Below are 17,324 nucleotides of genomic sequence, written 5' to 3'. Positions count from 1 at the left end.
ATTCGCTTGAGGTCCCCCGCCCGCGCCGGTGGGATGGGCGGGTGAGCGTCTTCCTGTGCACCGGGCGGCTGGTGCTGCGCGAGTTCACCTCCGACGACGCCGACCTGCTCGTCGAGCTGGACGGCGACCCCGAGGTGATGCGGTACCTCACCGGCGGGCGTCCCACGCCGCCCGAGGCGGTCCGGGAACGCGTCCTGCCCCGGATCCTCGCCCACTACGGGCGACCGCCGGGACTCGGGTGGTGGGCGGCGCTGGGTCGGGGGTCGGGCGACTTCCTGGGCTGGTTCGAGTTCCGCCCGACCCGCGACGGCGATGCCCGCGAGGTGGAGCTGGGCTACCGGCTGCGCCGCTCCGCCTGGGGCGTCGGCCTCGCCACCGAGGGCTGCCGGGCGCTGATCGACAAGGGCTTCACCGCGCTCGGCGTGGAGCGGGTCACCGCGAACACGATGTCCGTCAACGCCGCGTCGCGCCGGGTCATGGAGAAGTCCGGGCTACGGCTCGTGCGGACGTACGTCGGGGACTGGCCGGAGATGATCGACGGCGCGGAGCACGGCGAGGTGGAGTACGCGCTGACCCGGCAGCGCTGGCTGCGCCGCGACGCCGACTAGGCCGGCGCGGCCGCCCGGGTCACTCCGCGCCCATCACCAGGCCCTCGATGGTGTGCTTCTGCCGGATCGGCGTCAGGGTGTCGACCACCGGGCAGGGCAGGTGGGCGCGCACCTGCTCGGGCAGGCCCGCCCAGTAGCCCCGGGTGACCGCCATGTCGTGGTGGTCGGCGTTGCCCGCTCCCGGCGCGTCGACGCCGAGCACCAGCACCGGGCGGGACAGGGTGGAGACGTTCGGCGTGCCCCGGTGGACGGTGAGCGCGGACCGGGCGGAGATGTCGCCGCGCTGCGGGTACTTGCGGACCGCCCGTTGCGCGTAGCGGGGGTAGCGCTCCCGGGGCGGGAACATCTGGTGGTCGAAGTCGTGTCCGTCGTCCCACTGGGTGCCCGGGGCGATCTCGAACGGGCCCATCTCCTCCACCGTGTCCACGGTGGTGAGGTTGAAGGCCAGCGAGGTCAGTCGCCGCTGCCGGCGGGTGTCCTCCGGCATCGGGAAGTCCCGGTGCCACGGCTGCATGGCCGCGCCGGGAAACGGGATGTCGAAACCGAGCTCGACGATCTGGTAGTCGGGCCCGAGCACGGCCCGGCACACCGACACCACCCACGGGTGGGTCACCAGGTCGACGAAGCCGCGCAGCTGCTCGGGGTGGATCTCCACGTACCACCGCTGCGGGCCGCGGCCGACCGCGCCGTCCGGGCGGGAGCGGGCCTCCCGGAAGGCGGCCTCGATGTCCTCGCCGACCCGGTCCACCCAGTCCACGGCGAAGGCGCCCCGGCATGCGGTGATGCCGTCCCGGTAGAGGTCGCCGAGCGCCTCCAGGGGGACCTCCTCCTCGGCGGGGGCGGCGGGCTGGTCGCTGCGCGGCGCGGGCGCGGTGGAGTGGGACCTCATCGAACCTCCTGACGGGACCAGCCGAGTATTACAACGTTGTAGAGACCTCGCAAGGGTCGCCCGGGCCGCGACCCCCGCGGCGGGTCGGGGCATGATCGACCGGTACGCCGATGGTCGGCGCACGGGACCGGGAGGTGCGCGGGTGCGGGTCGTTTCGCTGGTGCCGTCGCTGACCGAGGCCGTCGCCCTGACCCTGCCGGGTCTGCTGGTCGGCGCCACCGACTGGTGCACCCACCCGGCCGGGCTGGACGTGGCGCGGGTCGGCGGGAGCAAGTACCCGGACCTCGACCGGGTGCGCGCGCTGCGCCCCGACCTGGTCCTGCTCAACGTCGAGGAGAACCGCCGGGAGGACGCCGACGCGCTGACCGCCGCCGGTGTGCCGGTGCGGGTGACCTACCCGCGTACCGTCGACGAGGCGCTGACCGAACTGGCGGACCTGCTCCGCGACCTGGGCGCCCCGGCCGAACCGGAGTGGCTCGCCGTGGCCCGCCGGGCGTGGGCCGGGCTGCCCGCGGACCGACCCGCCCGCCGGGCGGTGGTGCCGGTCTGGCGGCGGCCGTGGGTGGTGCTGGGCGCCGACACCTTCGCCGGCGACGTGCTGCGCCGGCTCGGCGTCACCAACGCGTACGCCGACGACCTGGAGCGCTATCCCCGGCCGACCCTCGACGAGCTGCGCGCCCGCGCGCCGGACCTGGTGGTGCTGCCCGACGAGCCGTACCGCTTCACCGCCGACGACGGGCCGGAGGCGTTTCCCGGCACCCCCTGCGCCCTGCTCTCCGGCAGGCACCTGACCTGGTACGGCCCGTCGCTCGCCGAAGCGCCCGCCGTGCTCTCCGCCCAGCTCGCCGACCCGGTCGTGCACCCGGGCTGACCGCCGCAGCCCCATCTCGACCGGTCACCCGCGCGCCCGCCGGCGCCGTTCCCGACGGGCGTCGACGACGCTCCACCCGATCGCGACCGACAGCGTCAGCACCACCACCGCGAGGGTCAACCAGACCGGCAGTTTCCCGACCGGCGTCTCGGCCAGGATCAGCTTCGCCCCGGCGAAGGCCAGCAGGAGGGCCAGCCCGTACCGCAGGTAGCCGAAGTGCCGCAGCAGCCCCGCCAGGCAGAAGTAGAGGCTGCGCAGACCGAGCACGGCGAACGCGGTCGCCGTCCAGACAAGGAACGTGTCGGTGGTGATGGCCAGGATCGCCGCCACCGAGTCGATCGCGAAGACCACGTCGGTGGCCTCGATCGCGACCAGCGCCACCAGCAGCAGCGTGGCCCTGCGCCGGCCGTCGACCCGGACGGTGAACCGGCCGCCGTGGTACCCCGGATCCGTCGGCACCAGCCGCCGGAACGCCCGCACCGCGAGGATGCGGTCGGGGTCGACGTCCGGCTCGCCGCGCACCGCGAGTCGCCACCCCGTCCAGATGAGGAAGGCGCCGAGTACGACGCCGGCCCAGGTCAGCCGCTCCAGCAGCCCCGCGCCGGCGAAGATGAAGGCCAGCCGGAACGCGAGCGCGCCGAGGACCCCCCAGAAGAGCACCTTGTGCTGGTACGCGGCCGGCACCCGGAAGTACCCGAACAGCAGCGCGAAGACGAAGACGTTGTCGACGGAGAGCGCCTTCTCCAGCAGGTATCCGGAGAAGTACGCCCCGGCCGGCTCGCCGCCCCGCCACAGCCAGATGACCAGGCCGAAGGTGAGCCCCGCGGTGATCCAGACGCCGCTCCACACCAGCGCCTCGCGCAGCTCGATCACGTGGTCGTCGCGGTGGGAGAGCAGGTCCACGGCGAGCATGACGGCGATGACCGCGCCCACCGCCGCCCAGGCCCAGAGAGGTGCCGCGAACGTCGCCTCGTCCACCCGGCATCCTCCGCATCCCGGCGGCGGTTCCGCTCCCGGCGCGCGGCCCCGGCCGGCCCGGGTGCCCCGGCGGCCTGCGGCGCGGGCCCGCCCCCGATGGCCCGGCGGCGGGCCCGGAGCGCGTCCGATTCCGAGCCTAGGCGAGCCGCCCACCGACCGGCGGCGGTCCGGCCAAGTCGATGCCACCGTGGCCCGGACGGTTCCCTGCCACCGTTGGCCCGGACGGGTCCTGCCGCCCGTCCGGCCGTCAGGCGGACCGGACCGGCCGTCAGCGGATCGGGCCCGCACGGACGTCAGACCAGCCCGCACGGACATCAGGCGGACCGGGCCCGTCCAGCGTCGGGCGGATCGGCCCGCACGGGCGTCAGGCCGCCGGGGTGATTCGGGCCGTGTGCGGATCGGCGAGCGTGGTGTCGTCGACGTCGTAGGCGAGGGTGCTGGTCACCCGGACCACGCCGCTGACCTGCCCCGCGAGCCGGCCTGCCAGCTCGACGGCGCTGCGTCGGTCCAACCGGCCGTCGAGCGCAACCTCGCCCCCGCGCACCCGGACGGTGACCAGCCCGTCCCGTACCGCGAGCACCCGGCGCAGCACCTCCTGCACCACGTCCTCACGGATCTCCGCGTCGGTGCGCAGGTGCACCCGCAGCAGGTCGCCGCGCGTGACGATGCCGACGAGCCGGCCCAGGTCGTCGAGCACCGGAAGCCGCTTCACCGATTCCCGGTCCATCTGCCGCGCGGCGGCGGAGATCGTCGCCTCCGGCCAGGTCGCCACCGCCGGGGCGGTCATCAGGTCACGCGCCAGCAGCGCCTCGGCCTTCTCCCGGACCGTGCGGCGCCGGCGCCCCTCGAAGACCCGCCGCTCGTCCGGGCGGCCCGCCCGTTCGACCTTGTGCAGCAGGTCCGACTCGGAGACCACGCCGAGGACCCGACGGGCGCCGTCCACCACGGGCACCCCGCTGATGCCCCGCCGGACCAACGCGTCGACGATCCTCCGGTAGGGGGTCTCCTCCCCCACCGTCGCGACCTCCCGGGTCATCACGTCGCCCACCTGCCACGTCCTCATCGCGACCTCCCTGTCGTTCCCACCGCGACGCTACGGCCGCGGCGGGCCGCCGGGTCAGGGCCGCCGGACCGGGCCGGCACGTCCGTACGGACCGGTGCGGGAGGGGTCGAAGGTCCCGGTCCGGTGGGGCCCGGTCGGCCCTGCCCGACCGGCGCCGGCGGGCGTCCAATGGAAATGCCACCGGAAAGCGCGGTGCCAGGCACACGAAGGGACGTGGAGACAATGGCCGCGACGATCGAGCGCACCACCGTCGGGACCGACGCTGCGGTGGCGGAGACCCGGCACACCGGCGGGACCACCAGGGAGCGGGCCGCCCGGTACGTCTTCGCCGGCATCCGGATCGCCCTCGGCTGGACGTTCCTCTGGGCGTTCCTGGACAAGGTCTTCGGTCTGGGGTTCGCCACCGAGGCGAAGAACGCCTGGATCAACGGCGGCAGCCCCACCAAGGGCTTCCTGACCTTCGGCGCGGCCGGCCCGTTCGCGGACTTCTACCACGGCATCGCCGGGGCCGCCTGGGCCGACGTGCTCTTCATGGCCGGCCTGGCCGCGATCGGCGTCGCGCTGCTGCTGGGCATCGGGATGCGCCTCGCCGCCGTCGCCGGAGCGGTGCTCTACGTGATGATGTGGACGGTCGTCCTGCCTCCCGAGAACAACCCCTTCATGGACGAGCACCTGATCAACGCGGCGCTGCTGGTCGGTCTCGCACTGGTCAACGCCGGCGCGACCCTCGGCCTGGGCGCGACGTGGGCGAAGCTCCCGATCGTGCGGCGGTTCCCCTGGCTGCGGTGACCCGGCGCGGCACCTCCCCCTCGGCGGGCGTCACCACCGGTGACGCCCGCTTCCGCCTGCCCCGCCGCGGCACGCCGTCGTCCGGAGGGCCGGCCGCGACGGATGCGCCGGGACCGCCGGGCATCGGCCGGACGCCATCGGGCAGGATCTCGGGTGACGGACATCAGGACCGAAACGGCAGGAGACTCCCGAATGAACCAGGCAGCAGGCGCCCGCTCGGGCAAGCCCGAGGTGGGTCCGATCGAGGGCGCGCCGCCCGCCGATCTCGTCATCGAGGACATCACCGTCGGCGAGGGGCCGGAGGCCCAGCCGGGACAGCTGGCCAGCGTCCACTACGTGGGGGTCGCGCACTCCAACGGTCGCGAGTTCGACTCCTCGTGGAACCGGGGTGAGGCGTTCGAGTTCTCGCTCGGCGGTGGTCAGGTCATCTCCGGCTGGGACCGGGGCGTCGTGGGCATGCGGGTCGGTGGCCGGCGCCGCCTGACCATCCCGCCGCACCTGGGTTACGGCGACCGGGGCGCCGGCGGCGTCATCAAGCCGGGCGAGACCCTGGTCTTCGTCGTCGACCTGCTCGGCGTCCGCTGAGCGAACGATGCTCCGCTGAGCGGGTGACGAACCGCTGAGCAGACGGCAGACCGCCGGGCCACGGGCCGGTGCGGATGGCGGACGACGCCGTCGGCACCGGCCCGCTCGTCGGGAGGCCCCGGACCCCGGCGCCGCAGGTCAGCAGGGCACCAGCTCCCGGTCGGCGCACGGGTGCACGATCGGGATGACCCGGTGCAGGCCGGTGGCCCGCAGCACCCGCTCGACCACCGGGTCGGGGCGGACCAGCACCAGCTCACCGCCCCGGGCCCGGACGCGCAGGTGCGCGCCGACCAACGCCCGCACCCCGGCCGCGGAGAGCAGGCTGACGCCGGAGAGATCCAGCCGGAGCACGGGCCGGGCCGGGGCGTGCCAGAGCGCGGAGCGGAACGCGGCGACCGTGGCGATGTCGACCTCGCCGGTCGCCCGCACCTCCACCTCGTGGTCGGCCACGGTGATGTCCACGTGGAGCCGGTCGTCGCGCTGTCGCATACGACGAACCTATCCCCCACCACCGACATTTCCGCCCTGCTGAGGGACCGGATCCGGGTACGCCCAGGGTCATACCCGGAGACTGCCGGATCCCCCTCAGGGATGACGCGACGAGGGCCTGCGAGCTGCACATCGGCGGGCGAGAATGAGCCGATGGTCGCCCCCCGCCGCCGCGCGCCCCGGCTGATCCGCCCCGTGCGCGAGCCCGCCACGGTCCCGCCTCCGCTCGACGGGCCGTGGACGCCCGCCGACCGGCGGCTCGACTCCGTGGAGCTGCTGCCCCTGCCCGACGGGGTGTCCGGCCCGGAGGACGTGGTCGTCGACCCGTCCGGCCGGGTGGTCAGCGGGACGGAGGACGGCCGGCTCTGGTGGTGGCCGGTCGACGCGCCTCCCGGCACCCGACCCCGGCCGCTCGCCGACACCGGCGGCCGGCCGCTGGGCGTGGAGGTCGACCCGCTCGACGGCAGCCTCGTGGTCTGCGACGCGTACCGGGGGCTGCTGCGGGTGACCGGTGACGGGGCGGTGCGAGAGCTGGGCGGCCTCGGGGCGAGGGCGCACCTGGCCGACAACGCCACCGTCGCCCGCGACGGCACGGTCTACTTCACCGACTCCTCCGACCGTTTCCCGCTCGCGCACTGGAAGCGGGACCTGCTGGAACACCGGCCCAACGGGCGGGTGCTGGCGTACGACCCGCGCAGCGGGCGCACCGACGTCGTCCGCACCGGGTTCTACTTCCCCAACGGGCTCGCGCTCACCCCGGACGAGTCGGCGCTGATGCTGGTCGAGACCGCCGCCCATCGACTGGTGCGGGTGGCGCTGGCCGACGGCGCGGTCACCGTGCTGGCCGACCTGCCGGCGTACCCGGACAACCTGACCCCGGTGGGCGACGGGACGTACTGGATCGCGTTGCCCAGCCCTCGCGTGCCGGTGGTCGAGCGGCTGCTGCCCCACCCCCGGCTGCGGCAGCTGGTGGCGGTGCTGCCGGCGGCGGTGCAGCCGAAACCGCTGCGCTACGGCCTGGTGGCCCTCGTCGACGGCGAGGGGCGGGTGCTGCGGACCCTGCACGGCCCGCGCGGGACGTACGACATGGTCACCGGCGTCCGCCAGCACGGCGACCGCCTGTGGCTGGGCAGCCTCACGGGTCCCGGGGTGGCCCGGGTGCCGCTGGGCTGAGCCGCGCCGCCGGACGGGGTCGACGCGGAACGCCCCGGTGCGGTCGACGCGCGGGGGGACCGGCCCGCGTGGCGGCGGACCGGTCCCCCGGGTGTGCGTACGGTCGGCTCAGCCGCCGCGGACGGACGGCGCCGGCGCCGGGGAGCCCCCGGCCACCGCACCGGGGTGCGGCACGGGCGACGGGGACGGCCGCAGCCCGGCGGGCACGGGCAGCGCGCTGCCCTTGACGAACTCGTCCCAGCTGACGTTCCAGGCCGTCCAGCCGTTGCCCTCGGTCAACGGCACCTCGGTGCCCTTGACCGTGACCAGGTCACCGACCTGGGTGACTCCCATCAGCCAGTCCGCGGCGGCGGCGGAGACGTTGGTGCAGCCGTGCGAGACGTTGGTGCTGCCCTGGTCCCCCTCCGACCACGGCGCCCCGTGGATGAACTCGCCGCCCCAGGTCAGCCGCTGGGCGTCCTCGACGTCGACCACGTAGGGGTCGGCCGAGCCCCGCGTGTCGAACGTCGTCTGCTGGTGCTTCTCCATGATCACCATCTTGCCGCTGGAGGTCGGCGTGCTCGGCTTGCCGAGGCTGACCGGGATCCGGCGGACGACCTTGCCGTCGCGCAGCACCGACATCTGCTTGGTCGCGTTGTCGATCTCCAGGGCCACCTGCCGGCCGATCCGGGAGGTGGCGGTGCGGTCGGAGTCGCCGACCCGGTCCTTGCCGATCGGCAGGCCCTCCAGCCCGGCCCGGACGCTGATCCTGGTCCCCGGACGCCAGAAATCGGGGGCCCGGTAATAGGCCTGACTGCCGTCGGAGACCCACGACCAGGCGCCCGGCTGCGGCGGATCCGTCTTCACGAACAATCGCCGCTGCACGTCGTCCCTGGCCTCTTTCGGAATGGGTGGGTCGAACGCCACGGTCACCGGCATGGCGGTGCCGTACGTCCGATCGCCGGCGAAGTACAACGTGCTGGTGATTTCCGGCTTCGTCGATTTCGGCATCGTGGTGAAGGTGGTCCTGCGGGTCGTCGTCGTTCCCGAGTCGCCCGTGGCGGTCACCTCCGCGGTGTACGTGCGCCGCGGCTCCAGGGGCGCCTTCGGCACCCAGCCCGAGCCGTCCTCCCGGGGCTCCGCCGCGACCTGCCCGCCCTTGTCGTCGGTGATCCGCACGGCGGTGACCTTCCCGTTCCTGACCGCGGTCCCCACCTCGGCGGTGATCGGCACCTCGCGGGCCCGGTCGGTGGGCGTGACGGTCAGTTCCGGCGCCGCCGCCTGCCCCTCGGCCGGCCGGGCACCCGGTTTGCGGTCGGCGGTGCACCCGCCGAGGGCCAACGGCGCGGCCGCGATGGTCACGGCCAGCACCGTCAGTCGCCGCCTCAACTCCATGATGCGTCCCCCCGTTGATTGGTGTCCCTCAGCCACATTCTCTCCACGCCGCACCGACTGGGCGCGCAATTTCGGAGGAATCGCGAAAGCAATTATGGGAAGCATTTCTCCCACTGCACCGAATAGGGCCGCACGCGCCGGTTTCCGGGTCCGTCCGGAATCGTCCGACGCGCCACCACCGGCCCCCGGACTGCCGCCGCGTCCCGGTTCTGCCACGGCGTCTCGGTATCGGCGGGACAGGCGTCGGGGCGTCGGCCCCACCGCGACCGTCGGCGAGGCGACTCCGTGCGGCACGACGCGGGGTCCGCCGAGGGGCCGGGGACCCACGCGGGGCGTCGTCAGCCGTGGTTGCGTTCCCACCGGCCGCCGACCGGTGGGGTGTCCAGTCGGATGGCGGAGTCGGCGTTGCCGGCGAAGTCGTTGTCCTCGACCCGGCAGTCCACGCAGCTGCCCCGCTCGGTGATCCACAGACCGTGGTTCTGTGTGCTCGGCTCCCGGTTGTCCCAGACCCGGTTGCCCCGGATGATGGCCGATTCGACCGCCGCGTTGATCGCGATGCCGGCCCGCACCGGCGGCCCGGCGGGCAGCTCGTACGGGGTGCCCGGCGCCGGAGTGGCCCCGCTCCACCCGCTCGGGGAGTCCGGCCGGATCGGCGCGAGGGTGAGCTCGGTGTCGTCGTTGGCCGCCACCACGGCGATCCGCTCACCGACCCGCACCACCTTGCCCCGGTGGCCGTCGTTCGGCCAGTTCGCCCTCCGGTTCACCACCGACTTCTCGGTGTACCGCACCGAGTCGCCGTGTTCGCTCGTCGCCGGCGCCCACTGCCGCCCGTTGTTCCGGATCCGGTTGGCGACCAGGAAGGCGTCGCGGACCGGACGGTCGATGCGGATGGCGTCGGCGCTGTTGCCGTAGAAGTCGTTGCTCTCGATGACGATCTCCTCGGCGGTCCGCTCCTCGGACCCGCCCAGGTTGCGCTGGTGGTAGCCGTACCGGCCGTTGCCGCTGATCCGGTTGCCGCGGATCGTGTACGGGCCGGGGGTGTTGCCGATGCTGACCCCGTCGCGCAGGTTGCCGTCGATGACGCAGTCGGTGAGGATGCCGCCCCGCCCGGCGGTGTGCGTGGTGCCCTTCGCCGAGACGTGGAAGCCCGCCTCCAGGTTTCCGGTCATGGTGCAGGAGGAGACGATCAGGCCGTTGGCGCCCCAGTCGGAGATGCCGAAGCGGTTGCCCTGGGCGTGGCAGCCGATGATCCGCACTCCCCGTGGGCGCAGGTGGTCCGCCTCCTGCAACTCCAGAAAGATGCCGTTGGTGGCGTTGGCCACGGCGCTGCAGTTGACGATGTTGAACCGCTCGACGCTGCCCCAGCCGCCGATGCCGACGCCGATGCCGGCGCCACCCATCTCGGTGCCGCTGTCCAGCCGTCCGCACCCGACGACCAGCACCCCCTCGATCAGGCAGTCCTGGAGGAAGTCGCAGCCCAGGCCGGTGGCGGCGGTGTGGTGGATGTACAGGTTGCGGAAGGTGCCCCGCACGACGTACTGCAAACCGAGCCCCTTGGCCAGCGGGTTGTAGTCCGCCGACGCCACGCCCGAGCCGTCGATCTCGAAGTCGGAGAAGGTGCAGTCGGCCAGGTGCCGGTTCCGGTCGGCACCGTGCTCGTTCGTGGTGTAGAAGGCCAGCGGCGCCGGGTCGGCGCGGTTGCCCGAGTTGCTGAGCACGAAGCGGGTCGCCCCCGGGCCGGCACCGACGAGCGACACCCCGGTACGCCACACGGTGCCCGAGTCCCGCATCGAGTAGACCCCGGGCGGGCAGTAGATGATCCGGGCCCGGCCGTCGGCGGCGTACGCGTCGCCGAGCCGGTCCACCAGCGCGGCGAGCGCCGGCTGGTCGTTGGCCACCCCGTCGCCGATCAGGCCGTGCTCCCGGGCGTCGCAGAGCAGCGGGGCGCCGGCCACCGCGTGACGCCGCACGCCGCCGGCGGAGGGCATGTCCGGATACGCCACCTCGTCCTCCCCTCGGCGGGACTGCCCGGCCCGCATTCCCGGCCCGTCTCCCGGGAAACGCGGGCCGCGACGGCGACGGCCCCGGCGCCGCGGGAGGCGGAGCCGGGGCCGTCGCGGCCGGGGTCAGACGTTGGCGATCAGCACCGCCGGCCGCTCGACGCAGTCGGCGACGTGCCGCAGGAAGCCGCCGGCCACCCCGCCGTCGCAAACCCGGTGGTCGAAGGTCAGGCTGAGCTGCGTCACCTTCCGCACCGCGAGCTGCCCGTCCACCACCCAGGGCTTGTCCACGATCCGCCCCACCCCGAGCAGCGCCGCCTCCGGGTGGTTGATGATCGGGGTGGAGCCGTCGACGCCGAAGACGCCGTAGTTGTTGAGCGTGAACGTGCCGCCGGTCAGCCGGGCCGGGGGCAGCGTGCCGGCCCGGGCGGCCGTGGTGGTCGCGGTCAGCTCGGCGGCCAGCTCGGCGGTGGTCAGCCGCTGCGCGTCCCGCAGCACCGGCACGACCAGCCCTCGGTCGGTCTGGGCGGCGATGCCCAGGTGCACCCCGGCGGACTGGACGATCCGCTGGCCCTCGGTGTCGACCCGGGCGTTGAGCTGCGGGTACCGGCGCAGCCCGGACAGGCAGATCCGGGCCAGCAGGGCCAGGATGCTCACCGGCGCGTCCGGGGTCGCCGCGTTGATCGCCGCGCGGGTCTCCAGCAGCCCGGTGGCGTCCACGTCCACCCAGATGGTCACCTCGGGGATCTCCCGCCGGCTGCGGGAGAGCTTGTCGGCGATCGCCTTGCGGATGCCGGTCAGTGGGACGACCAGGTCCTCGGTCCCGGGGACCGCCGGTGCGACGGGCTCGTCCGGCACCGCGGCGAGCCGGGCGGCCGGCGTCGCCGCCCGGTTCGCGGCGGCCTCCACGTCCGCCCGGCGCACCACGCCGCCCGGGCCGGTGCCGCGCAGGGTGGCCAGGTCGAGGCCGTGCTCGCGGGCCAGCCGGCGCACGATCGGCGAGATGACCAGGGGCGCCGCCGCGCCGTGCGGACGGTCGGCCGACTCGGCCGGGGTCGCCGCCACCGGGGCGGGAGCCGCCGGTGGACCGGCCGGGGTGGGCTCGGGTGCGGCCACGAGACGGGGGCGGCGACGCCGCCGTCCCTGGCCGCCGTGGCCGGTGCCGTACCCGATGAGGACGTTGCCGGAGCCGGCCCGCTCCTCCTCGCGGTAGGTGGCGTGCCCGGCGGGCTCGGCGCCGCCGTCCAGCGGCGCGATGGTGATCAGCGGCTGGCCGACCGGGCGGGTCTCGCCCGCCGCGCCGTGCAGCGCCACGACCCGCCCGGCGTACGGGCAGGGCACGTCGACGACGGCCTTGGCGGTCTCCACCTCCACGACGCTCTGGTCCACCGTGACCACGTCGCCCACGGCGACCCGCCACTCGACGATCTCGGCCTCGCTCAGCCCTTCGCCCAGGTCGGGCAGGAGGAAGACCTGCGCCCCGTCCACGGTGGTCACGCCGCGCTCCCCCGGCTCAGCCAGCGCCCGTCGGGCTGGTCGTCCCACTGGAGCCGGGCCACCGTGTCGAGCACCCGGTCCACCGACGGCAGGTGGGTGTGCTCCAGCATCGGCGCCGGGTACGGGATGTCCAGCCCGGACACCCGCAGCACCGGGGCGTGCAGGGCGTGGAAGCAGCGCTCCTGGACCCGGGCGGCGATCTCGGCGCCCACCCCGGCGAAGCCCTGCGCCTCCTGGATCACCACGCACCGGCCGGTGCGCCGGACCGAGGCCGTGACGGTCTCGTCGTCGAACGGCACGATGCTGCGCACGTCCACGACCTCCAGGTCCCAGCCCTCCTCGCGGGCGGCCTCGGCGGCCTCGAGCGCGACCGGCACCGCCGGCCCGTACGCGACGAGGGTGGCGTCGCGGCCGGGACGACGCACGACCGCCCGGCCGATCGGCGCGGCGGCCGCGGGAAGCTGCGCCTCGGCGCTGGAGAAGTAGAGCTTCTTCGGCTCCATGAACACGACCGGGTCGGGGTCCTCGATCGCCTGGCGCAGCAGCGAGTACGCGTCCTCCACCGTCGCCGGCGTGACGACCTTGAGCCCGGGGGTGTGGGCGTAGTACGCCTCGCTGGAGTCGCAGTGGTGCTCGACGCCGCCGATGCCGCCGGCGTACGGCACCCGGATGACGATCGGCACGCTGAGCGCGCCCCGGGTGCGGTTGCGCAGCTTCGCCACGTGCGAGGCGATCTGCTCGAACGCCGGGTACGCGAACGCGTCGAACTGCATCTCGACCACCGGGCGCAGCCCGGACATGGCCATGCCGACGGCGAAGCCGACGATGCCGGCCTCGGCGAGCGGCGTGTCGAAGCAGCGCTTGTCGCCGAAGCGGGCCTGGAGGCCGTCGGTGATCCGGAAGACGCCCCCGAGCGCCCCGACGTCCTCGCCGAAGACGACCACCCGGTCGTCGTCGAGCATCGCGTCGGCGAGCGCGGCGTTGAGCGCCTTCGCCATGGTCAGGGCGGCCATCAGCGCTCACCCTCCTCGTCCTGGGCGGCGGCCAGCTCGGCGCGGACCTGCTCGCGCTGCTCGACCAGTTGCGGGGTGGGCTCGGCGTAGACGTGGTCGAAGAGGCTCATCGGGTCGACCGTCGGCTGCGCGTTCATGCGGGTGCGCAGGTCGGCGGCGTACGCCTCGGCCTCCTCGGCGACCGCGGCGACGGCGGCGTCGTCGAGCGCGCCCCGGGCCCGCAGGTACGTCTCCAGCCGGACCACCGGGTCCCGGTCCCGCCAGGCCTCGACCTCGGCGCCGTCGCGGTAGCGGGTCGCGTCGTCGGCGTTGGTGTGCGCCTCCATGCGGTAGGTGTGCGCCTCCACCAGGAACGGGCCCTTGCCCGAGCGCGCGTGCGCCACCGCGCGGGTGAGCACCGCGAGCACGGCCACCGGGTCGTTGCCGTCGACCTGTTCGCTGGGCACGCCGTAGCCGACGCCCTTGTACGCCAGCGACGGCGCGGCGGTCTGCCGGGACAGCGGGACGCTGATCGCGTACCGGTTGTTCTGCACGAAGTAGACGACGGGGGCCTTGAACACGGCGGCGAAGTTGACGCCCTCGTGGAAGTCGCCCTCGCTGGTCGCCCCGTCGCCGATGAACGCCAGCGCGACGGTGTCGCGCCCCTGGTACGCCTCGCCGTACGCCAGCCCGGCGGCGTGCACGCACTGGGTCGCCAACGGGGTGCACTGCGGGGCGGTGTGCCGCGCGGCGGGGTCGTAGCCGCAGTGCCAGTCCCCGCGCAGCAGGGTCAGCACCTCGACCGGGTCGATGCCCCGACTGACGAGGGCCATCGACTCCCGGTAGGTCGGGAAGACCCAGTCGTCCTCGCGCAGGGCGAGGACGGCGCCGACCTGGCAGGCCTCCTGGCCGCGCGAGGACGGGTAGACGGCCAGCCGGCCCTGCTTGGTCAGCGCGGTGGCCTGGACGTCGAAGCGGCGGCCGACGACCATCCGCCGGTGCATCTCGACGAGCGCCCCGACGGGCGGCTCGGGGTAGTCGGCGGGGGCGCGCAGCGGCGTGCCGGTCGGATCGAGCAGGCGGACGGGCTCGGTGGCCGGCAGCAGCGGCTTGGCCGGGTCGGGCGGGGTGGCCGCCCGGCGGCTGCGCGGGGATGCCCTGCGGACCGCCTCGGGTGTGGTCGTCACGGCGGGACCTCCTGGACGTGTGGTGGGCCTATGCTCCTGCTGTCGGATGATTGACTCAAGATCCAGGACAAACGTGGGACGGATGGCATGGGAAGGGCGGCGGGATGAGCCAGGAGTCCGGAGGCGCAGCGGAGCCGGCGGCCGGAACGGGACGTTCGGCGCGACCGCTGGACGACGTCGACCGGCGGATCCTCGACGAGCTGGTCCGCGACGGCCGCACGTCGGTGCGCACCCTCGCCGAGCGGATCCACATCTCCCGCACCAACGCGTACGCCCGGGTCGAGCGGCTGCTGCGCGACGGGGTGATCACCGGCTTCCGGGCCCGGGTCGCGCCGGAGGCGGCGGGGCTGGGCACCTCGGCGTACATCGCGCTGAAGATCGAGCAGAACACCTGGCGGGAGGTGTCGGCGGAACTGGCCCGGGTCCGCTACATCGAGCACGCCGCCCTGCTCGGGGGCGACCACGACGTGCTCGCCCTGGTCCGGGCGCCCGACAACGCCACCCTGCGCGACGTGGTGCTGGGCCGGGTGCAGGGCATCGCCGGCGTGCTCTCCACCCGCACCTGGCTGGTCTTCGAGGAGTTCGACGGCGAACGCAGCCCGTGGGAGTGAGCCGGCGCCCAGCTCTCCCGGCGGGCCGCGACCGGCCGGCTCAGCGCTCCGGCGGGGCCTCCAGCCCCTCCCGGTCGGCCAGCTCCAGCAGCGGTTCCAGGGAGAACCGCCGGTCGTCGAGGCCCGCGTGCGGGTCGCCGTGCTCGGCGAACCGGGCGGGCATCGTGGTCACGGCGAAGTCCTCCGGCCGGACGTCGTCCAGCTCCGACCAGTCCAGCGGCGCGGAGACCAGCGCCTGCGGGGTGGGACGGATCGAGTACGCCGAGGCCATCGTGTGGTCCCGGGACATCTGGTTGTAGTCGACGAAGACGGGCCGGTCCCGCTGCTCCCGCCACCAGGTGGTGGTGACCAGCTCCGGCAACCGGCGTTGCATCTCCCGGCCCAGCGCCAGCACCGCCCGCCGGCAGTCGCCGAAGCTCCACCGGGGCTCGATGGAGAGGTAGACGTGCAGGCCCCGCCCGCCGGTGGTCTTCGGATAGCCGGTCAGGCCCAGCTCGGCGAGGAACGCGCGTACCTCGTGGGCCACCGGCACCACCTGGTCGAAGCCCACCCCCGGCATCGGGTCGAGGTCGATGCGCAGCTGGTCGGGCCGCTCGACGTCGGCGGCGGAGACCGGCCACGGGTGGAACCGCAGGGTGCCGAGGTTGGCCGCCCAGATCACCACCGCCAGCTCGCTCGGCGCGACCTCGTCGGCCGTACGCCCGCTCGGGAAGGTGATGTGGGCGGTGCGGACCCACTCGGGCGCCCCCGCCGGCAGCCGCTTCTGGTAGAAGGCGTCGCCCCGGTTGTCCTGCCGGGTGCCGATCTTAGCGCCGTCGAAGACGCCGCGCGGCCACCGCTCCAGCATGGTCGGCCGGTCCCGCAGGGCGCGCAGGACGCCGTCGCCGACGGCGAGGAAGTAGCGCACCACGTCCAGCTTGGTCAGCCCGAGTTCCGGGAAGTAAGGCTTGTCGGGGCTGGAGACGCGCACCAGCCGCTCCCCCACCTGGATCTCCTCGGCCGGCGTCGCCACGCCTGACACCGTAACCCGCCCGGCGGCCGGGCGGCCCGTCTCCGGCCGCCCGACCGCCTGCGGGTCGAACTCAGCTCATCTCCTCCTGGAGGCGCGCCAGGAGCATCCTCTTGCCCTGCTCGCCCGCCTTGCGGTTGTTCTCCTGCATCTTCCGGAACCAGGTGGCCAGTTCCGTGTCGCCCCGCGCGTCGGCGTCGGCGACATAGTTCTCCAGCTGCCAGATGTGCTGCAACGACATCTGGAGCGCGTGGATCAGGTCGTAGTTCTGGTCCTTCACCGGGCTCGCCGGCTCCCTGACCATGGTGGCCACGGCGCACCTCCCCGTCTCGGTGATCGATGGAGGCAGCGCTTACCCGACCCCGCCCCGATCACGCCCCGCCGCGCGGGACGCCCCGGCGGATCTGGTCAGACGCCTCCCGGGCCGGAACCGGACGCCGGTGACGGCTCCGTCCTTCGACGCAGCGGTGCGTTACGGTGCGTCGATGATCCGATGACCGGGCGGGGGAGACGGTTCGTGGGCGAAGGTGGCGCGGGATCGGGCGGGAGCGGGGTGACCGTGGCCGGCGCGGCCCTCCGGTCGGGCGACGAGCAGGCCTTCGCGGAGCTGACCGACCGGGCACCGGCGGGAGTTGCGGGTGCACTGCTACCGGATGCTCGGGTCGTTCGACGACGCCGAGGATCTCGTGCAGGAGACGTTCCTGCGGGCCTGGCGCGGCCGGGAGAGCTTCCAGGGCCGCTCCACCGTGCGGGCCTGGCTCTACCGGATCGCCACCAACGCCTGTCGCGACTACCTCGACCGCCGCCAGCGGCAGCCGGGTCCGCTCGTCGCGCCGACGTCGTCCCGGGTCTCCGGGCCGTCCCGGCAACGGGCGGTGCTCATCCTGCGCGACGTGCTCGGCTGGCGCCCGCGCTGGTCGGGCCCGGCGCCTGGAAGGACTGGTGTCACGTGCCCACCCGGGCCAACCGCCAGCCCGCCGTCGCCTGCTACGTACGGGAGCCGGGCCGGTCCCACTACCACGCGCTGGGCCTCGACGTGCTCCGCATCGAGGCTGGCGAGGTCGTGGAGGTCACCGCGCTCCCGCCCGACGTCTTTCCGGCCTTCGGGCTGCCGATGACCCGTTGACGGATGGCGGCGGCGATGAGTTCTCCCGCGCCCCGCCGTCTCAATGGGGTGGCCGGCGTGCGGCGCGACGCTGCCGTCGCCGG

General features: G+C 74.3%; 18 protein-coding genes and 1 pseudogene. 8 read left to right on the top strand and 11 right to left on the bottom strand.

Annotated elements, in window-relative coordinates:
* Positions 1-41 precede the first annotated feature (41 nt).
* Positions 42-608, top strand: a complete 567-nt coding sequence (locus tag ACFHW0_RS09645; protein WP_416606932.1) for a GNAT family N-acetyltransferase — start codon at positions 42-44, stop codon at positions 606-608.
* Between the two features lie 19 nt (positions 609-627).
* On the opposite strand, the gene ACFHW0_RS09640 is transcribed toward ACFHW0_RS09645, so the two are convergent.
* Positions 628-1,497, bottom strand: a complete 870-nt coding sequence (locus tag ACFHW0_RS09640) for a phytanoyl-CoA dioxygenase family protein (protein ID WP_416606931.1) — start codon at positions 1,495-1,497, stop codon at positions 628-630.
* Positions 1,498-1,639: 142 nt separating this feature from the next.
* On the opposite strand from ACFHW0_RS09640, the gene ACFHW0_RS09635 reads away from it, so the two are divergent.
* On the top strand, positions 1,640-2,368 hold the full coding sequence (locus tag ACFHW0_RS09635; RefSeq protein WP_416606930.1) for a helical backbone metal receptor: 729 nt from the start codon (positions 1,640-1,642) through the stop codon (positions 2,366-2,368).
* Between the two features lie 24 nt (positions 2,369-2,392).
* Here ACFHW0_RS09635 and ACFHW0_RS09630 read toward each other — a convergent pair whose 3' ends face one another.
* Both ACFHW0_RS09630 and ACFHW0_RS09625 read right to left on the bottom strand, forming a co-directional pair.
* Positions 2,393-3,346: a TerC family protein gene (locus tag ACFHW0_RS09630; RefSeq protein WP_416606929.1), complete on the bottom strand. Its 954-nt coding sequence runs from the start codon at positions 3,344-3,346 to the stop codon at positions 2,393-2,395.
* A gap of 364 nt (positions 3,347-3,710) precedes the next feature.
* Positions 3,711-4,409, bottom strand: coding sequence for a CBS domain-containing protein (locus ACFHW0_RS09625; RefSeq protein ID WP_416606928.1), 699 nt, complete (start codon positions 4,407-4,409; stop codon positions 3,711-3,713).
* 213 nt (positions 4,410-4,622) lie between these two features.
* Here ACFHW0_RS09625 and ACFHW0_RS09620 point away from each other — a divergent pair, with 213 nt between their 5' ends.
* The gene (locus ACFHW0_RS09620; RefSeq protein ID WP_416606927.1) at positions 4,623-5,198 is read left to right on the top strand and encodes a hypothetical protein; all 576 of its coding nucleotides are present in this window, start codon (positions 4,623-4,625) and stop codon (positions 5,196-5,198) included.
* 192 nt (positions 5,199-5,390) lie between these two features.
* Entirely contained in the window at positions 5,391-5,783 is a 393-nt protein-coding gene (locus ACFHW0_RS09615) for an FKBP-type peptidyl-prolyl cis-trans isomerase (RefSeq protein WP_416606926.1), read from the top strand.
* Between the two features lie 138 nt (positions 5,784-5,921).
* Here ACFHW0_RS09615 and ACFHW0_RS09610 read toward each other — a convergent pair whose 3' ends face one another.
* The gene (locus ACFHW0_RS09610; protein ID WP_416606925.1) at positions 5,922-6,272 is read right to left on the bottom strand and encodes an STAS domain-containing protein; all 351 of its coding nucleotides are present in this window, start codon (positions 6,270-6,272) and stop codon (positions 5,922-5,924) included.
* A gap of 153 nt (positions 6,273-6,425) precedes the next feature.
* Here ACFHW0_RS09610 and ACFHW0_RS09605 point away from each other — a divergent pair, with 153 nt between their 5' ends.
* On the top strand, positions 6,426-7,445 hold the full coding sequence (locus ACFHW0_RS09605; RefSeq protein ID WP_416606924.1) for an SMP-30/gluconolactonase/LRE family protein: 1,020 nt from the start codon (positions 6,426-6,428) through the stop codon (positions 7,443-7,445).
* 108 nt (positions 7,446-7,553) lie between these two features.
* Here ACFHW0_RS09605 and ACFHW0_RS09600 read toward each other — a convergent pair whose 3' ends face one another.
* The 5 genes from ACFHW0_RS09600 to pdhA all read right to left on the bottom strand — a co-directional run bounded on the left by ACFHW0_RS09600 (position 7,554) and on the right by pdhA (position 14,495).
* A complete protein-coding gene (locus ACFHW0_RS09600) occupies positions 7,554-8,819 on the bottom strand; it encodes an Ig-like domain-containing protein (protein ID WP_416606923.1) in 1,266 nt (421 codons plus the stop codon).
* Positions 8,820-9,157: 338 nt separating this feature from the next.
* Entirely contained in the window at positions 9,158-10,807 is a 1,650-nt protein-coding gene (locus ACFHW0_RS09595; protein WP_416607025.1) for a right-handed parallel beta-helix repeat-containing protein, read from the bottom strand.
* A 138-nt stretch (positions 10,808-10,945) separates the two neighbouring features.
* Positions 10,946-12,316, bottom strand: coding sequence for a dihydrolipoamide acetyltransferase family protein (locus tag ACFHW0_RS09590; protein ID WP_416606922.1), 1,371 nt, complete (start codon positions 12,314-12,316; stop codon positions 10,946-10,948).
* The gene (locus ACFHW0_RS09585; protein ID WP_416606921.1) at positions 12,313-13,329 is read right to left on the bottom strand and encodes an alpha-ketoacid dehydrogenase subunit beta; all 1,017 of its coding nucleotides are present in this window, start codon (positions 13,327-13,329) and stop codon (positions 12,313-12,315) included. The genes ACFHW0_RS09590 and ACFHW0_RS09585 overlap by 4 nt, the downstream gene beginning before the upstream one ends.
* Positions 13,329-14,495 carry a pyruvate dehydrogenase (acetyl-transferring) E1 component subunit alpha gene (gene pdhA / locus ACFHW0_RS09580; protein WP_416606920.1) on the bottom strand — a complete coding sequence of 389 codons (1,167 nt, stop codon included), beginning with the start codon at positions 14,493-14,495 and terminating at the stop codon, positions 13,329-13,331. Before pdhA ends, ACFHW0_RS09585 begins: the two co-directional genes overlap by 1 nt.
* Positions 14,496-14,599: 104 nt before the next feature.
* Between pdhA and ACFHW0_RS09575 the strand changes: the two genes are divergently transcribed.
* Entirely contained in the window at positions 14,600-15,106 is a 507-nt protein-coding gene (locus ACFHW0_RS09575) for an Lrp/AsnC family transcriptional regulator (RefSeq protein ID WP_416606919.1), read from the top strand.
* Positions 15,107-15,146: 40 nt separating this feature from the next.
* Here the strand turns inward: ACFHW0_RS09575 and ACFHW0_RS09570 are convergent, their stop codons facing one another.
* Positions 15,147-16,118: a DNA polymerase domain-containing protein gene (locus ACFHW0_RS09570; protein ID WP_416606918.1), complete on the bottom strand. Its 972-nt coding sequence runs from the start codon at positions 16,116-16,118 to the stop codon at positions 15,147-15,149.
* A 70-nt stretch (positions 16,119-16,188) separates the two neighbouring features.
* The gene (locus ACFHW0_RS09565) at positions 16,189-16,419 is read right to left on the bottom strand and encodes a hypothetical protein (protein ID WP_121399352.1); all 231 of its coding nucleotides are present in this window, start codon (positions 16,417-16,419) and stop codon (positions 16,189-16,191) included.
* Positions 16,420-16,722: 303 nt separating this feature from the next.
* On the opposite strand from ACFHW0_RS09565, the pseudogene ACFHW0_RS09560 reads away from it, so the two are divergent.
* A pseudogene (locus tag ACFHW0_RS09560) lies at positions 16,723-16,897 on the top strand (sigma factor); the annotation flags it as partial.
* A 167-nt stretch (positions 16,898-17,064) separates the two neighbouring features.
* Complete coding sequence (locus tag ACFHW0_RS09555; RefSeq protein WP_416607030.1) at positions 17,065-17,241, top strand: hypothetical protein; 177 nt, start codon at positions 17,065-17,067, stop codon at positions 17,239-17,241.
* The last annotated feature ends 83 nt before the right edge of the window (positions 17,242-17,324 follow it).

The organism is Micromonospora sp. LOL_025, assembly GCF_048060285.1.
Classification (GTDB): Bacteria; Actinomycetota; Actinomycetes; order Mycobacteriales; family Micromonosporaceae; genus Micromonospora.
The sequence above is the reverse complement of the archived record's forward strand: the minus strand, read 5'-3'. Positions and strand labels throughout refer to the sequence as shown.

Bases quoted from the DNA above. Each gene is read 5' to 3' on its own strand.
- ACFHW0_RS09640 (WP_416606931.1), bottom strand. From the start codon at position 1,497: ATGAGGTCCCACTCCACCGCGCCCGCGCCGCGCAGCGACCAGCCCGCC.
- ACFHW0_RS09625 (WP_416606928.1), bottom strand. From the start codon at position 4,409: ATGAGGACGTGGCAGGTGGGCGACGTGATGACCCGGGAGGTCGCGACG.
- ACFHW0_RS09615 (WP_416606926.1), top strand. From the start codon at position 5,391: ATGAACCAGGCAGCAGGCGCCCGCTCGGGCAAGCCCGAGGTGGGTCCG.
- ACFHW0_RS09610 (WP_416606925.1), bottom strand. From the start codon at position 6,272: ATGCGACAGCGCGACGACCGGCTCCACGTGGACATCACCGTGGCCGAC.
- ACFHW0_RS09605 (WP_416606924.1), top strand. From the start codon at position 6,426: ATGGTCGCCCCCCGCCGCCGCGCGCCCCGGCTGATCCGCCCCGTGCGC.
- ACFHW0_RS09600 (WP_416606923.1), bottom strand. From the start codon at position 8,819: ATGGAGTTGAGGCGGCGACTGACGGTGCTGGCCGTGACCATCGCGGCC.
- ACFHW0_RS09595 (WP_416607025.1), bottom strand. From the start codon at position 10,807: ATGCCCTCCGCCGGCGGCGTGCGGCGTCACGCGGTGGCCGGCGCCCCG.
- ACFHW0_RS09585 (WP_416606921.1), bottom strand. From the start codon at position 13,329: ATGGCCGCCCTGACCATGGCGAAGGCGCTCAACGCCGCGCTCGCCGAC.
- ACFHW0_RS09575 (WP_416606919.1), top strand. From the start codon at position 14,600: ATGAGCCAGGAGTCCGGAGGCGCAGCGGAGCCGGCGGCCGGAACGGGA.
- ACFHW0_RS09565 (WP_121399352.1), bottom strand. From the start codon at position 16,419: ATGGTCAGGGAGCCGGCGAGCCCGGTGAAGGACCAGAACTACGACCTG.